Source organism: Halomonas sp. MMH1-48 (genome assembly GCF_022348105.1).
Lineage (GTDB): Bacteria > Pseudomonadota > Gammaproteobacteria > Pseudomonadales > Halomonadaceae > Vreelandella > Vreelandella piezotolerans.
Genome location: NZ_JAKRFL010000007.1, coordinates 25,458 through 40,015, shown reverse-complemented (window position 1 = coordinate 40,015; position 14,558 = coordinate 25,458). Strand labels below are relative to the sequence as shown.

14 protein-coding genes are annotated in these 14,558 nt (G+C 57.1%); all 14 read right to left on the bottom strand.

What is annotated here, in order from left to right:
- Positions 1–86 precede the first annotated feature (86 nt).
- Complete coding sequence (locus tag MHM37_RS08465; protein ID WP_139527813.1) at positions 87–956, bottom strand: CheR family methyltransferase; 870 nt, start codon at positions 954–956, stop codon at positions 87–89.
- Positions 953–3,133, bottom strand: coding sequence for a methyl-accepting chemotaxis protein (locus MHM37_RS08460; protein WP_239296399.1), 2,181 nt, complete (start codon positions 3,131–3,133; stop codon positions 953–955). The genes MHM37_RS08465 and MHM37_RS08460 overlap by 4 nt, the downstream gene beginning before the upstream one ends.
- A gap of 66 nt (positions 3,134–3,199) precedes the next feature.
- Positions 3,200–4,483 carry a methyl-accepting chemotaxis protein gene (locus MHM37_RS08455; RefSeq protein ID WP_239296415.1) on the bottom strand — a complete coding sequence of 428 codons (1,284 nt, stop codon included), beginning with the start codon at positions 4,481–4,483 and terminating at the stop codon, positions 3,200–3,202.
- A 130-nt stretch (positions 4,484–4,613) separates the two neighbouring features.
- A complete protein-coding gene (gene cheW / locus MHM37_RS08450; protein ID WP_139527811.1) occupies positions 4,614–5,114 on the bottom strand; it encodes a chemotaxis protein CheW in 501 nt (166 codons plus the stop codon).
- Entirely contained in the window at positions 5,111–7,198 is a 2,088-nt protein-coding gene (cheA, locus tag MHM37_RS08445; RefSeq protein WP_153843266.1) for a chemotaxis protein CheA, read from the bottom strand. The genes cheW and cheA overlap by 4 nt, the downstream gene beginning before the upstream one ends.
- A 45-nt stretch (positions 7,199–7,243) precedes the next feature.
- Positions 7,244–8,224: a flagellar motor protein MotB gene (gene motB, locus MHM37_RS08440; RefSeq protein ID WP_153843267.1), complete on the bottom strand. Its 981-nt coding sequence runs from the start codon at positions 8,222–8,224 to the stop codon at positions 7,244–7,246.
- A complete protein-coding gene (motA, locus tag MHM37_RS08435; protein ID WP_153843268.1) occupies positions 8,221–9,090 on the bottom strand; it encodes a flagellar motor stator protein MotA in 870 nt (289 codons plus the stop codon). The genes motB and motA overlap by 4 nt, the downstream gene beginning before the upstream one ends.
- A gap of 222 nt (positions 9,091–9,312) precedes the next feature.
- A complete protein-coding gene (gene flhC, locus MHM37_RS08430; protein WP_153843269.1) occupies positions 9,313–9,837 on the bottom strand; it encodes a flagellar transcriptional regulator FlhC in 525 nt (174 codons plus the stop codon).
- Positions 9,834–10,166: a flagellar transcriptional regulator FlhD gene (gene flhD / locus MHM37_RS08425; RefSeq protein WP_139527806.1), complete on the bottom strand. Its 333-nt coding sequence runs from the start codon at positions 10,164–10,166 to the stop codon at positions 9,834–9,836. Before flhD ends, flhC begins: the two co-directional genes overlap by 4 nt.
- Positions 10,167–10,269: 103 nt before the next feature.
- Positions 10,270–10,563 (bottom strand): EscU/YscU/HrcU family type III secretion system export apparatus switch protein, encoded by a 294-nt coding sequence (locus tag MHM37_RS08420; RefSeq protein ID WP_139527805.1) that lies wholly within the window; start codon positions 10,561–10,563, stop codon positions 10,270–10,272.
- On the bottom strand, positions 10,547–11,767 hold the full coding sequence (locus MHM37_RS08415) for a flagellar hook-length control protein FliK (RefSeq protein WP_239296400.1): 1,221 nt from the start codon (positions 11,765–11,767) through the stop codon (positions 10,547–10,549). The genes MHM37_RS08420 and MHM37_RS08415 overlap by 17 nt, the downstream gene beginning before the upstream one ends.
- Complete coding sequence (fliT, locus tag MHM37_RS08410) at positions 11,764–12,171, bottom strand: flagellar protein FliT (RefSeq protein WP_139527803.1); 408 nt, start codon at positions 12,169–12,171, stop codon at positions 11,764–11,766. Before fliT ends, MHM37_RS08415 begins: the two co-directional genes overlap by 4 nt.
- A gap of 7 nt (positions 12,172–12,178) precedes the next feature.
- Positions 12,179–12,595, bottom strand: a complete 417-nt coding sequence (fliS, locus tag MHM37_RS08405; RefSeq protein WP_139527802.1) for a flagellar export chaperone FliS — start codon at positions 12,593–12,595, stop codon at positions 12,179–12,181.
- Between the two features lie 165 nt (positions 12,596–12,760).
- Complete coding sequence (locus tag MHM37_RS08400; protein ID WP_239296401.1) at positions 12,761–14,452, bottom strand: HD domain-containing phosphohydrolase; 1,692 nt, start codon at positions 14,450–14,452, stop codon at positions 12,761–12,763.
- Between the last annotated feature and the right edge of the window lie 106 nt (positions 14,453–14,558).

Here is a 14,558-nt window from a genome sequence, read left to right as displayed (position 1 = left end):
GCACGCCTCCTCTTACGATAGCCATTGCCGCGTTGCTCGTCCGAGCCCTATCCCAAGGTCGAGCACAACGCGCATTTTTTATTCGCTTATTTCGCGAGGGTGTAGACTGTTTGCCCGCGCAACTTAAACGCATCGCTGATATACGAGAAGTTTTCGGAGTGACCGGCAAAGAGCAGGCCATCAGGCTTCATCAGCGGCGCGAACCGCTTCAATATCTTAGCCTGCGTATCTTTATCGAAATAAATCATAATATTACGACAAAAGACCGCATCAAATGGCCCCTTTACTGGCCACTGTGGCGCCAGTAGGTTGAGCGGCATGAACTCGACCAGCGCCGAGACCTCCGGCCGCACCCTGGCGAGCCCCACATGGTTGCCTGTGCCCTTTTGAAAGAACCGCTTGACGCGCGACTCATCGAGTTTGCGCACCTGCTCCTGGGGATAAATGCCCTTGCGTGCTTTGGCCAGCGCTTCTGTGTCGATGTCCGTGGCGATGACCTTGGCCTGCGACGCTTTGGGCCCCAACGTTTCCAACAGCGTCATAGCGATGGAGTAAGGCTCTTCTCCCGTCGATGCCGCCGAACACCAGATGGTGACGGGATCAGGCTTGTGCTTGATATGCTCGGCCAGCAGTGGAAAGTGGTGGGCTTCACGAAAAAATGCCGTGAGATTGGTCGTCAGTGCATTGGTGAACGCCTCCCACTCTTTCGCGTCGGGCTGACGCTCCAGCCGCGACAGGTAGTCGGTAAAGCGCGTCATGCCATGATGACGCAGCCGCTTGGCCAAGCGGCTATAGACCATTTCACGCTTATGCTCGGCCAAAACGATGCCTGCGCGCTGATAGATCAGCTCTCGAATACGCGCAAAATCCGCATCGGTCAGCACCAGATCGCGTTCGATCTGTCCACTGGACGCCCATTGGCCTGCGTCGCTACCCCGTTCGCGTTGGTCTGTCAAAACTCTTCCCACTCCTCTACAGTGGCGATCTGCCGCTTCTTGTGACTCGGCACCGGCGCTGTGGCACTGCTGATCTGCGCTGTTGCAGGTGATGCCTTGACGTTCGGTAAAACGGTGGCGCCCGTGGAAACGGCTGGCGGCGTCAATGGTCCCTGACTGGTTAGCCGGAATGCTTCTACCGATAGCGCCAGCAGACTTGCCTGCTGCTCTAATGCCATGGCCGCTTGTGCCGTTTCTTGCACGCGCACGGCGTTTTGCTGTGTGGCTTGATCCATTTCTGCGACGGCCTGATTGACCTCCGCAATACCGCTGCTCTGCTCCTCCGAGGCGGACGAGATATCGTGCATGATATGGGTCACGCTACGCGCCGCTTCGGCAACTTCGCTAATCGCCGCCTCGGCTTTCTCGACGAGCCCTGCTCCCGCACTGACCTGCTGACTGGAGGTATCGATCAACGCACGAATCTCTTGCGATGCGCCAGCACTGCGCCCGGCCAACTTGCGCACCTCTTCGGCCACCACGGCGAACCCACGGCCATGCTCACCTGCCCGAGCAGCCTCGACCGACGCATTCAGCGCCAAGATATTGGTCTGAAATGCGATCGAGTCGATGACGTTGATGATCTCGGTCATTTTTTGGGAGCTTTGGGTAATCCGCTGCATATTGGCGACCAGTTGCGTCATCAATTCACCGGTTTGTGTCACTCTTGTTGCATTATTATCGGCCAGACGACGCGCTTCTTGAGCATTATCACTGTTTTGACGCACCGTCGTGGTCATCTCCTCCATGCTCGAGGCGGTTTGCTGTAGCGACGCGGCCTGCTGTTCGGTGCGCGATGAGAGCGCCTCGTTGCCACTGGCGATATTCTTGGCGGCAGGCGTCACCACGTCGATGCCATCTTTCACATCGCGGATGATGCTGCTCAAGCTTTTGCGCATGGTGTTCAGCGAGTCCATTAATTGACCTATCTCATCACGCCGCTTGGGCGGTACGCGAGCCGCTAGGTTGCCACCGGCAATTTGCAGCGTGAAACGCGAGGCACGCTTTAGCGGCGTAATAATCGAGCGCAGCGTTACGACGCTGATGAGCACCAGCAGCAACAGCCCAACACCCAGCATCGCTGCCTGAGCCGTCAACATGGTCGCTTGGCCACGCTCGGCATCTGCCGCCATGGCTTCGGCGGCTGCCTGCTTCTGTGCAATCAGCTCATTGACCATGCCCGACAAGGCCCGCCCATCCTCGTTCATCACACTGATCACGGCATCCAAGCCGGTAAAGGCTTGATAGGTCTCTTCAGCCTGAAGCACGCTCGCCGCTTGATTCATCCCATTCGTCAGGAAGGCCTGAAGCCGTTCGTCGAACGACTCGGCCAGAGGAGTTGCGTTCACCTCTCGACCATAGAACGCCTCCCACACGCTGGCCACTTCAGCCGCGTTGTCGGCAACGGCCTCGCCCATCTCAAAACGTTGATTGATCAGTTCCATCCGCTCGGGTTCGATCATCGACTGACGCGTCTGGGCAATGGTTTGGTCGATCTGCTGCAAACGAATGACGTCCCTGAGTCCGTCGTCGTTTAGCTCGCCTAGCCGCTCACCCGCTACGTTCAAACCATAAAGGCCTAAGCCGCCGCTAGCCATGAGCAGCGCCCCTGCGACGACGACCATGCCGATCAGCTTGGCGCGAATGGTGTCGAGCCGGATGCGTTTGAGACGCTGCCAACCCCCTTTTTGACGTAAGCGACCTTTATCGAGGTAGAGACGTTTATTGCGCCCTTCGCGCATTTCCGCGTAGCGCTGCTCGGCTTGCGCAATGGCGTCTCGGGTTGCTTGCACGCGTACCGAGGTGTAACCAATCACTTGGTCATTTTCTACGATCGGGGTCACGCTAGCGTCGACCCAATAGTGGTCGCCGTTTTTACAGCGGTTTTTCACGAGCCCCCGCCAGGTGTCTCCCGCCTGGACGGTTTGCCAAAGATTATGAAACGCGGGTGGCGGCATGTCCGGATGGCGAATCAGGTTATGCGGCGCGCCAATTAGCTCGTCGTGTCGATAGCCACTGATCTCGATGAACGCCGGGTTGGCGTAGGTAATGCGCCCTTTCAAATCCGTACGCGAGACCAAAAAATCGTCTTGTTTGAGTTCAACTTCCCGTTGAGTCACTGGCTGGTTATTACGCATCTTGCTGCCTTGTTATTGATGTTGTAGCGCGTGTGGAGCCTTGCGATTAGCGAAAATGCCGTCGCGTCAAAAGGCTTCCCACTCGTCTTGGCTGGTGGTAAGAGGTTTCGCCACCGGCTGGGCAGAGCGGGTCGGCACCGAGGCGATGGTCGCCGTGGTGGTCATTCGCGTTGGTGCCCGGGCTGGGCTCTCGCCCGCCACTTGGAAACGCTCGACGGCCTCACGCAGGCGCGCCGCCTCGCTCTCGAGTTCGTTGGCGCTCCGCGCGGCTTGCTGCACCAACTGCGCATTTTGCTGAACGACTTGGTCCATTTGCGCAACGGCCTGATTCACTTGGCCGATACCGTTACTCTGCTCTTCCGATGCAGAGGCAATCTCATCCATGATGTCGCTGACGCGTTGGACGGCGGCCACCAAATCCTGCATGGTCTGGCCTGCTTGATTGACACGCTGAGTGCCCGCATCCACTTTACCCAGCGATGCATCAATCAAGGTGCGAATCTCTTTGGCGGCGCTTGCACTGCGGCTGGCCAGGCTACGAACCTCCTGAGCCACGACGGCAAACCCTTTGCCGTGCTCGCCGGCACGGGCCGCCTCGACCGACGCGTTCAGCGCCAAAATATTGGTTTGAAAAGCGATGTTATCGATCAACGTGATGATATCAGCGACCTGATGGGAGCTGGCGCTGATCTCTTGCATGGTGTCGACGATATGGCTCACTTCTTCGCCGCTGCGCCGTGCCGTCAGCGTCGCGTCGCCTGCCAACTGGCTTGCCTGCCGAGCATTGTCGGCATTGTGGCTAACGGTCGACGCGAGTTGCTCCATGCTCGATGCCGTCTCTTCAAGGGACGAAGCCTGCTGCTCGGTGCGCGAAGAGAGGTCGTTGTTCCCACTGGCAATGTGCTGGGAGCGCTCGAAGATGGTCGTCCCACTGCGCCTGACGACGCCAACGGTCTCAGAGAGGGAGCCCTGCATATGGGCCATGGCGGTATAGAGCTTGCCAATCTCGTTGTTACCGGGAGAGCGGATCTGCTGGCTGAGATCGCCTTGTGCCATACGCTCGAAATAGCCTACCAACCGGTCCAAGGGGCGCAGCACGTTGGCACTCACGCCCCATATCACCACCGCGACCGTGAGTAACGTCATCACGACCACACCAATCAATACCCAGCGAACCTGGGAGGCAAAGGTTTGGAACGCCAACTGCTGAGCTTGTGGATCACTGGCACTTTGGACGATGTTCGCGCCATGATGCAACGCATAAAGCCCAATACCGCAGGCGATGAGTACCCATACTGAGAAGGTGGCCAACACGAGCCCCCAGCTTAGACGAACAGTCATATTGCTCATCAGTTGACGTACTAGCTGTGTCACACGCTTTTCTCCAAACACAACCATACTGGCCAGCGCTATCCATGGCGCCAGAGTGGGTATTCATTGACTTAAGGCGGGCACACTCCCTGTGCCCTGCGGTAGGTCTTTAGTGGTGGCTGGTGCTGTCGACCAGCGCCATTTCCTCGCTGGTGAGCAGCTTGTCGATATCGACCAGGACGAGCATCCGATCGTCTAGGCTGCCGAGACCGCTCAGGAAATCGGAGGAGAGCGTAACGCCAAATTCGGGCGCGGGTTTGATTTGATCCGGCGTCAGGGTCATGACGTCGGATACGCCGTCGACCACGATGCCGACGATACGATCCGCGACGTTGACGACGATGACGACCGTCTGGCCACCGTACTCGACGTTATCCAGATGAAACTTGATACGTAGGTCCACGATCGGCACGATGACGCCGCGCAGATTCGTCACCCCTTTAATAAAGTCGGGCGCATTGGCGATACGGGTCACGTTTTCGTAACCGCGGATCTCCTGCACCTTCAAAATATCGATGGCGTACTCTTCATCGCCCAGCGAGAATACGAGAAACTCACGGTTTTCCGCTTCGGCGGCGGCTAGCACCGCCTCATTAGATGCTTGACTCATGACGGCTCAGCCTCCTTGTAATAAGAGAGATGGGGTTGGTTAGCGACTTTCCCTGCTTCTTTTTTGGCACGGCTTAAACGGTGTAAGCCAGTGATATCGAGAATTAGCGCAACGCTACCATCTCCCAAGATGGTAGCGGCCGATACGCCGGGCACTTTGCGATAATTGTCTTCGAGGTTCTTCACCACGACCTGCTGCTGGCCGATGAGCTCATCCACCAACATGGCGTAGCGACGCCCTTCCCCCTGAACGATGACAGCAATACTCTTGGTCGGGTCGGTAATGGCGTTTTCGACATCCAGCACTTCGTGAATGGCAATGACTGGGAGGTACTCATCGCGCACTTTGAGCACCACATCGTCCCCTGCCATGGCGTACATGTCTCCCTTGGCAGGCTGTAGCGACTCCAGCACGGTAGAAAGGGGCAGAATAAAGGTTTCGTTGCCGACTTTGATCGACATACCGTCCAGAATGGCCAGCGTTAGTGGCAGTACGATCCGCGTATTGGTGCCTTCGCCTTTTTTGGACTGAATTTCAACGCGCCCACCCATGCCTTGGATGTTTCGCTTGACCACGTCCATCCCCACGCCACGACCGGAGACATCGGTCACCTCTTTCGCCGTGGAGAAACCAGGCGCAAAGATCAGTTGATAGACGTCCTCGTCCGACATGGTGTCCGAGACGTTGAGGCCGTTTTCACGAGCTTTGGCCAGCAGTCGATCCCGGTCCATTCCGGCCCCGTCGTCGCGAACTTCGATCAGAATATTGCCACCCTGATGACGGGCGGAAAGCACCAGTTTGCCGGTACGCGGTTTACCCAACGCCTCGCGCTCGTCGGGCATCTCGATACCGTGATCCAAGCTGTTACGCACCAAGTGCGTCAGCGGGTCGGTGATGCGCTCGACCAAGCTCTTATCCAACTCGGTGGATTTGCCTTCCGTCACCAGCTCAATCTCTTTACCGAGCTTGCCTGCGGTGTCACGCACGACTCGTGGGAAGCGGCTGAACACGAACTCCATGGGGATCATACGAATCGACATGACTGCTTCTTGAAGGTCGCGGGCGTTACGCTGCAACAAGCTCATGCCATTTTGCAGGGAACTATTGCCCACCGACTGGTCGCCAAGGTCACTGACCGTTTGATCGAGCATCGACTGTGTAATGATCAGCTCGCCTACCAAGTTGATGATCTGATCGACCTTATCCACCGACACACGAATCGAGGATGACTCTGCGGCCGCTTTTTTGGGCGCTGCCTTCGCCGATTTACTGGCGGTTGCTTTGGCAGGCTCTTTCAGCGCAGGTGCAGCCGGCTTCGCTTCAACGGCCGGTGCTTCTGCGGCAGGCGTGACGTCTTTCGCTTTCGCGTCGGGCGCCGCAGCGGGGGCTGCTGCGCCCAACGCCGTGATTTCAATTTGGTCAGGCTCAATAATGAAGCACATGACGGCTTCGATATCATCGGCACTGACACCACCGCTCAGGGTGACTTCGTAGCGTTTTTCATCGCCCGACTGTGATTGAATGTCGCCTAACTGCTCTAGCTCTTCGACGAGTAGCCCACGGTCTTTGTCGCCAACGTTGAGAAGCGCCACTTTGAGTAACTGCTCACTGCCAGCCGCCGTCTCTTTCTCCTCTTGAGGTGCCTCTTTCTTGGGGGCCGGAGCCGGAGCCGCAGCGGGCGCATCGAGCGTCTTGCCAATCTCTTCGAGGGCAATTTGCTGTAACGTCTGGCAGATACGCTCGTACGCTTCTTGGTTAGGCTCTTCCTCGTTGCGGTAGGCATCGAGCTGCTCGTGCATGATGTCTTTGGCCTCTAAAAAGGTATCCACGTGCTCGGCACGCAGGGTCAATTCGCCTTTGCGAGCATGATCCAGCAGGTTTTCGAAAATATGCGTGGTTTTCTGGAGCACGCTAAAACCGAAGGTCCCTGCGCCACCTTTGATCGAGTGGGCGGCTCGGAAGATAGCGTTTAGCTGCTCGCTATCCGGATCATCGACATCCAGTTCCAGTAAGTGCTGCTCCATATCGGCCAGCAGCTCTTCCGCTTCTTCAAAAAAGGTGTCAAAAAAATCCGCTATATCCATGCACCGCTCCACGTGAACGTCATATTTTTTTGTGACAAGCCGAGATTACTGTGCATCGTCGACCTGCGGCATATTGGGTGGCACTTGTTCTGCTGGCACTGGCTCATCGAGCGCCGTGTCGCCGGGCAACGCTTGGTCGGGGAGCAGTGCCTCAGGCACATTGCCCTCCGGCAGCGTGTCATCTGCCGACAGAATGCCTGGGTTGCGAATGGCTTCGGCGATCTCCGGCAGCAGCACCACGAGTTCGATACGGCGATTGACAGGATCCGTGGGCGCAGTGTCAGACAACAGCACGCGATCCGCAAAGCCCGATACGCGTAATAGTTGATCTGGATCAAGCCCCCCGGCCACTAACTCGCGACGCGACGCATTGGCACGATCATTGGAGAGCTCCCAGTTGCTGTAACCCCGGTAACCACCGGCATAGGGCACGCTGTCGGTATGGCCACTGATGCTCAAGTCATTCGGCAGTTCGTTCAGCAGCGGCGCCATGGTGCGCAGTAGACTGCGCATATACGGCGCCACCTGGTCGCTGCCCAGCTCGAACATCGGACGCTGTTCGGTATCCAGCAGCTGAATACGCAGCCCTTCCCGAGTCAAATCGAAGCGCATCTGGTTGCGCAGCTCACGCAGTTCCGGATCCCGCTCGATGGCACGCTCGATGCGCTCCTGCAGCTCATCGAAAAAACGCCTTTCCTGGGCGCTTGGCCGCGTTTGCTGCAGTACGTCGATGCGTGCCCGCTCACCGTCACTATGCGTCGGATCAGGGCCGCCGCCGGGAATCACGCTGGTACTGCCCGACATGTCTCCTCCGGTAATGGCCGTCACGAGCGGGGTACTGAAGTACTCCGCGACGCCACGCCGAGTCTCTTCACTGGAGACACTCAAAATCCACATTACCAAGAAGAGCGCCATCAGCGCGGTCATGAAGTCCGCCAGCGCAATTTTCCACGCCCCCCCATGGTGGGCATGAACCACTTTCTTACGCCGGATGACGATCGGGCGTTTATCGCCGCCTTTACTCATGCATTACCGCCCTTTTTGGCGTCGCGCACATACTCTTCCAGTTCGGTAAAGCTGGGTCGTTCAGCGGTATGTAAAGCTTTACGACCAAATTCGACGGCGAGCTGCGGGGCGTAGCCGTGCAGGCTCGCCAGCAGCGTCACGCGGATGCACTGCAACATTTTTTCCGCTTCTTTGGCCTGGCGGTCAGCGTAACTGGCGATTGGGCTAATGAAGCCGTAGCCCAGCAGAATCCCTAGAAAAGTACCGACCAGCGCCAGCGCGATCATCTCCCCCATTTGCGCAGCGGAAGCGTCTGCATACGTCAACGCCTTGATGACCCCCATGACCGCCGCCACGATCCCGAAAGCCGGCATGGCGTCACCCACCTTGGAAATGGCGTCAATGGGCACGTGCGCTTCTTGTTCGAAGACCTCGATTTCATGGAGCATCAGCTCATCGATCTCCATGGGCTCCATGCCGCCGCTGACCATCAGGCGAAGATAATCGGTCAGGAAGTTCATGATATGGGGGTCTGCCAGCACCGAAGGGTGCTCTTGAAAAAGCGGGCTCTCTTGGGGATTGTCGATATCGCGCTCGATGCCGAGCATGCCCTCGCGGCGCACCTTGGAGAGGATCTTGTACTGTAGTGCCATCAGCTCCATATAGAGCGCTTTGTTATACTTCTTGGTACGCTTTAGCCGCGGCAGGATCTTGAACGTCGCCTTGATGGCTTTGCCGTTGTTGGCAGCAATGAAGGCTCCCACCCCCGCCCCGCCAATCATCAGCAGCTCCGTCGGCTGATATAGTGGCCCTAGGCTTCCACCTGCCAGTACATAACCGCCGAACACACATACCAGTACGACCACATAACCTAAAAGAATCAGCACAAGCAGAGTCCTTGCGATATCGGTTTTTTATCAAACGGAACAGCGTCACGAGCTCGACCGCGCAGGCACCGCTCCATCCCTAGTACTACTTAGCAACATCATACTCAGACGAATGCGCTGCTTAATGAAAAAGTACCACCGCCTTTTACCGCTATCTAAGCGTTAAAGGGCCAGTTTATTGCCTCTCTGCCATGCCGCCAGGGGCGTGACAATTTTATACGTTTAGCGCGACGCCTTACGGGTCTTGCCAGCTCGGGATGGGGGCTGACAAATACCGCACACGTAGTCGTGGACGGGGCTATGGGCGTGCGCCACGAAGCGGCCTTCACAACGCGTGCAGGTGGTTAGCTGCAAAAGGTCGCTTTCGAAAAAGCGCACCAGTGTCCAAGCACGTGTCAGCCCAAGCACAGGCTCCACACCTTCCAAAGAAATCTGCTCTTCGTACAGTCGATAAGCCTTAACGAAGGCGTCGATGCGCTCACAGCCCGCGCCTTTCAGCAGCCCGACATAAATGTTGTAGAAGAACGAGGAGTGCACGTTGGGCAGCCAAGTGACGAACCAATCCGCAGAGAATGGCAGCATCCCCTTAGGCGGCGACATTCCGCGCACTTCTTTGTAAAGTTTGATCAAGCGGGTACGGCTCAGCTCCGTCTCCGTCTCCAACACCTGCAAACGTGCACCTAATTCGATCAGCTCAATGGCCAGCTGTACTTGGTGCATTTCATCAACCAAGCTTTTCTGGCTCACTTCGACTCTCCTGACGTCAGTGATCTCATCGGCTCACAGGCAGATAGCAGTGACGCATGCAGCCCCGACAGCCCTTGATCCCTAGGGTTTTCAAGAATGTCGCGCAGCCGCTGTCCACTCGAGTGGCTGAACCGGCAGACCAACTGGTTGCTCCGCGCCAGCTTGGTCAATTGCCACGCATTGAGCGATATCAAAAGGTCGGCGAGCTCACCATCGATTTTTAGGCGAAACATCGCTGCCTCACGATCTTCGCTCAACAGCCGCTGCGCAAGTAATAGATACGCTAAGTTGATCTCTTGAATTTCATCGAGAAAGCTTGTTTGACTCATAGTGTCCCATCGAACGACACAGGCGCTCCATTGTGACCGTTATACTGGCGCCATTGATGACTTTTGTTCCCAGTATCATGGTTGCATACAACGCTTGCATTGGCTACTTGAGCCTTTCACGCTGAGTCAGCCCACTGTCCGATAGCTCAAAGACCCAGACGAGCAGCTCAGCGACGACCTGATACAAGCTGGCAGGTATCTCTGCATCTAAGTCTAACTGCATTAATAGCGCTACCAATTCTGGGGCATCGTGTACGTAGATACCCTGGCGCTGCGCTTCCGCCATAATCCGCTCTGCAAGCTCCCCGTATCCTTTTGCCACGACACGTGGAGCCCGCTCTCCCTCTTGATAGGCCAGCGCGACGGCTTGGCGGCGTCGATCATCCGCGATCGCCATCATCGCTCTCCAATGTTACATGTCCCACCATGACACGAACTTTACGGAAATCGAAGGCACTTAACCGCTGCTCCAACGCGCCAACGCCCTCTTCTAGGCGCTGTTGAGTCGTCACATTATCGGCCGTCAAATCGATCGTTAGAGTTCCCTGATAAAGTGACAGCGCAATGCTAAAGCGTCCGAGATTAGGGACATCGAGCTGCATTTCCGACCGCCACCCCTCGTCTGCCTCACCCTCGTCCCACCCCGCGCCTTTTTGCCCGTCGCGACCGGGCAGATGGATCACGAGCGCCATAAAAATCCCCGCCCAGACATCACCTTCCCAGCGCAGCGTCGGCGTTACCATCATCTCCAATTGCTGACGCACGAGCCCTTGCAAGCTCTCGTGAACGATCTCCTTGGGCCCTCCTCGACTCGACACGTCCCATTCGCTGCTCACTGGCAAGGCCACGGGCACCTGAGGCAGCTCTCGACTGACCGTCAAGGGAGGTGGCGTAGCGCTGGGGCTGGGCGGCAACAGGGCGGGACGCTCTAGCAGTAGCTGACCGCCCGCTGCCGGGGTCAGCGATGTATTAGGCAAAATGGCTAACGGCGCCGAGCTCGCCAATAGCGCCGACGCAGGAGCCGTGGAGGTGGTATTCAGCACTGCCGATGTAGCGTTAGGCACGAAGATGGCGGCAGGGCGAGGACCAGGCTGCATTTGTGGTTCACGCATCAGCTGTTGACGGGGAGCCTCCCCTTGAAACCAGCGCTTAAGGTGGGATTCGTAAAAGAGACCGCTGTCTCGAATACTCGCCTCTAATCGGTTAGCCAATACCGTTGCCGAGGGCGTCTCCTGCGTTGTCATTAGCGGCGCTTGTGGACGTAGCACGGTGGGAGGAGCAGGAAAACGCAGCAACACATCGGCGATAGTGCGCGCCGCCGGACTGAAATGCGTTTGCGTGGAGCTAGGAGCCCCCGTGGGCAGCGCGCCCGGTGGCGCTTGTCGAAACCCATCGGGCGAGCCTGGCAAGCGCTTTAGATCACCCAATAGCGGTGCGAGTGGGCGGCCATCCAGCCCAGCATCACCCTGTAACGCTCTTGGTCCGTCACCGGCATATACCGGTTGAACGGGCGCATTCAAAGCACGCTGTGTGGACACCTCGGCTTGGCGGCCAAGCACCTGATGCAACAGGGTGTCGATAAGCGGCGTAATGCCACTCACGACGCCCCCTTATCGCGAGAGGGATCGCTCTCGTAAGCGTCGTAGGCCCCCTGCTGGGGCGCATAAGCGCGGTGCAAATCCCGCTGACGCTGGGTGACACCGATCAACTTGCCAAGCTCATCACGCCGGGCAACCAAGCGGCGACGAATCTCAACGTCATGCTCCAGAATTTGCTCTAGCAGTTCAGACTTGCGCTGCTTACCCTGCGCATCGAGCACGACCGTGACATCTAATTCACGCAGCTCTTCAACCAGCACCACGTAATTACTGCGCTGTTCGATCAGTTCTGCCCACTGCTCTGCGTTCGCCAGCTCATGCATATGGTGAACGCGCACCAGCAGCTTTGAATAAGCATCCAAGAGTGCCTGTTGCGAATGACGATGGGCTGTTTCGGAAGCTGCCATGCTTGCCTCATGCACTCTGCTGTTGACCGATTTCACGCCATGCGGAAGCGATATCTTCAAGTAAACGCTCGGCTTGATTGAGGCTTTCTTCGTCGTTGCGTAAGTTAGCCGCCAACAGCAAGCGAGCGATATAGTCGTACAGTGACGCAAGCCGCTCGGCAATAACGCCACCTTTCTCTTGATCAAGGGCCGCCGCCAGGCCGTTATTGATAATGTCGAGAGCCTTGGAAATCGAGCGCCCTTTTTCGGCCCGATTACCAGCTTGCATATGAATACGTGCTGCACGGATGGCTGCCTGAGCACCGTCAAAAAGCATCACGATCAGTTGATGCGGGTCAGCAGACATCACACCACTTTCAACGCCGACACGGGCATACGCACTTGCACCACGTCCATTAGCGGCGCCACCGCGAGTGTAAGTCATTGGCGGGCACTCCTGTATGAGGTAAAACGACAGCCGTTACTTCGCAGCGAACGGCTGTTTCAACTGAGTGGTTGAGCATGCTTGCTCAGCTATTCAATATATCGGCGCGGGCGTCGCGGACTTTAAGCATAATGGCGTTTTAATTTTGCCACCCTGCGCGGACACCTATGTCGAGACGGCTACTTCACGGATGGGTTTACCCAGTCGCTCCAAGACGTCGCCTCGAATGACCGTACCCAAATTGTCACGCATGGGTGGCTCTGGCTGCTGCGTCAACACGACTTCTAGCGGCGAACCACTGTCATCGAGACGTAGTACCCAGGCCAACTGTTCGCTCGAAAAGAGCGCCAAAGAACCCACCGGTAGCGTTTTGAAATGCTCGATGTAACGCTTGATCCAGCGCGGATCGAACTGATGCGGATGCGCAAGGAGGTGTCGGTAGATCTGCTGAGCGGTGCGCCCTGGGCGATCCGCACGGTCGCGCCGCATGGCTTCTACCACATCGACGACCGCACTCGCTTTTGCCAACTCGTTGATGTCCTCACCGGTCAACCCTTCTGGATAACCGCTACCATCCAGCCGCTCATTGATACCACCAATGACGGCTTGCGCCACGGTGGCAGAGAGCCACTGGCAGGTATGTAGACGCGCCAATAGTAGCGACACGTGCTCACTGAGCGCGCGACGATGGGTCGCCTCAAAGCTAGGCGCCTTGAACACTACCTGCGGTATCAACGCTTTACCCAGGTCGTGAACCAATCCACTTGCCACGATGGCCTTACGCACTTCCCGGGGCATGTTATTGCCTACCAAGTCCAGTAAATGCACCGCCACTGCGATACCGTGGCGCACCAGCAGCGGCTCCAATGAAAGACAGCGAGAAGCAAACAATAGCCCTTCACGATCCTCTTCGTGCAGCATCAACAAACGGTCGGCATTGCGTGAAAGCTGGCGTGAATCGATGTCGCTCCCCTGCTGAAGCAGCAGCAACTGGGCATCCAAAAACGCCGCCACTTTGACCAAACGTCGCGCCATTGGTGTCGCGTAGCGACGAATATCTCGTCTTCCCACGTGCTCGGTATCCGGCGCACGACGACTAGGCTGCTCGAAAAGGGGCGACGGCTGACGCTCTTCTTGGGCTTCTTTTTTATAACGCGACGCTTCGCGCTCGATCTCGCAGACGAAGTACCAAATCTGGCGCTCTTGTTCGGACGTGCAGCCTGTAAAACGGAAGCCAACGCGCAATAAGTGACGCTCAGGGTCGGTTTTTTGGTGCCGCGCAACCGCGTGAACCTCGAAGTAAGTGCCATTAGGGAAAGTCAACGCAATCTTCAGCGGCGCATCGGTCTCTGCCAGCACGCCACTAGCGGCCAACGGCAACTCAAGCTGGCATCCGTCTTGCGACAGGTCGCGCAGCTCGCCCAGCACACTTTCATCCCCATCCCCAAAGACGGTCGCCGCCACCACCATACCCATGCGCAGTTCGGCACGATAGGACTCACGACGCTGCAAAACGTCGACTGACGCAGGATAATCACTGCAACATAAAAAACGACCGCCAGAACGGCGGGTTTCGGTCAACGAGAGAAGCGGCGTTCTCACTACTTTACCCTGGGATTGACCACGCAAGAAAAACTGCTCTCCTTGCTGCAAGCGGCCCAGCAAGTAGTCGACGGAGGAGAGATCCATGACGAGCGTGTCGCCCTCATGCTGCTCCATCAACACAATAGGCTCCGGACTCGCATCAGGGGCTGCCAAGCAAAGAGACACGCCGCCACTCTCGATCATGGTGTTTAATAGAGAGCTTATGGCCGACGCGCTAGTGACGCTCTCGTACTCATCTTGCTGGACTTCCATGCGTGCCTCACTTTCCCCAACGCGTTATGTATTAACACCCATCACAAAGTAACAAAGCATAACAGAAGCTTTCATTGAGCCGTATGCCCGCCATAGGGCTAATAAC

Bases quoted from the DNA above. Each gene is read 5' to 3' on its own strand.
- MHM37_RS08460 (WP_239296399.1), bottom strand. From the start codon at position 3,133: ATGCGTAATAACCAGCCAGTGACTCAACGGGAAGTTGAACTCAAACAA.
- motB (WP_153843267.1), bottom strand. From the start codon at position 8,224: ATGAGTAAAGGCGGCGATAAACGCCCGATCGTCATCCGGCGTAAGAAA.
- MHM37_RS08420 (WP_139527805.1), bottom strand. From the start codon at position 10,563: ATGGCGATCGCGGATGATCGACGCCGCCAAGCCGTCGCGCTGGCCTAT.
- cheW (WP_139527811.1), bottom strand. From the start codon at position 5,114: ATGAGTCAAGCATCTAATGAGGCGGTGCTAGCCGCCGCCGAAGCGGAA.
- flhD (WP_139527806.1), bottom strand. From the start codon at position 10,166: ATGAGTCAAACAAGCTTTCTCGATGAAATTCAAGAGATCAACTTAGCG.
- MHM37_RS08400 (WP_239296401.1), bottom strand. From the start codon at position 14,452: ATGGAAGTCCAGCAAGATGAGTACGAGAGCGTCACTAGCGCGTCGGCC.
- MHM37_RS08455 (WP_239296415.1), bottom strand. From the start codon at position 4,483: ATGAGCAATATGACTGTTCGTCTAAGCTGGGGGCTCGTGTTGGCCACC.
- fliS (WP_139527802.1), bottom strand. From the start codon at position 12,595: ATGACTTACACTCGCGGTGGCGCCGCTAATGGACGTGGTGCAAGTGCG.
- fliT (WP_139527803.1), bottom strand. From the start codon at position 12,171: ATGGCAGCTTCCGAAACAGCCCATCGTCATTCGCAACAGGCACTCTTG.
- cheA (WP_153843266.1), bottom strand. From the start codon at position 7,198: ATGGATATAGCGGATTTTTTTGACACCTTTTTTGAAGAAGCGGAAGAG.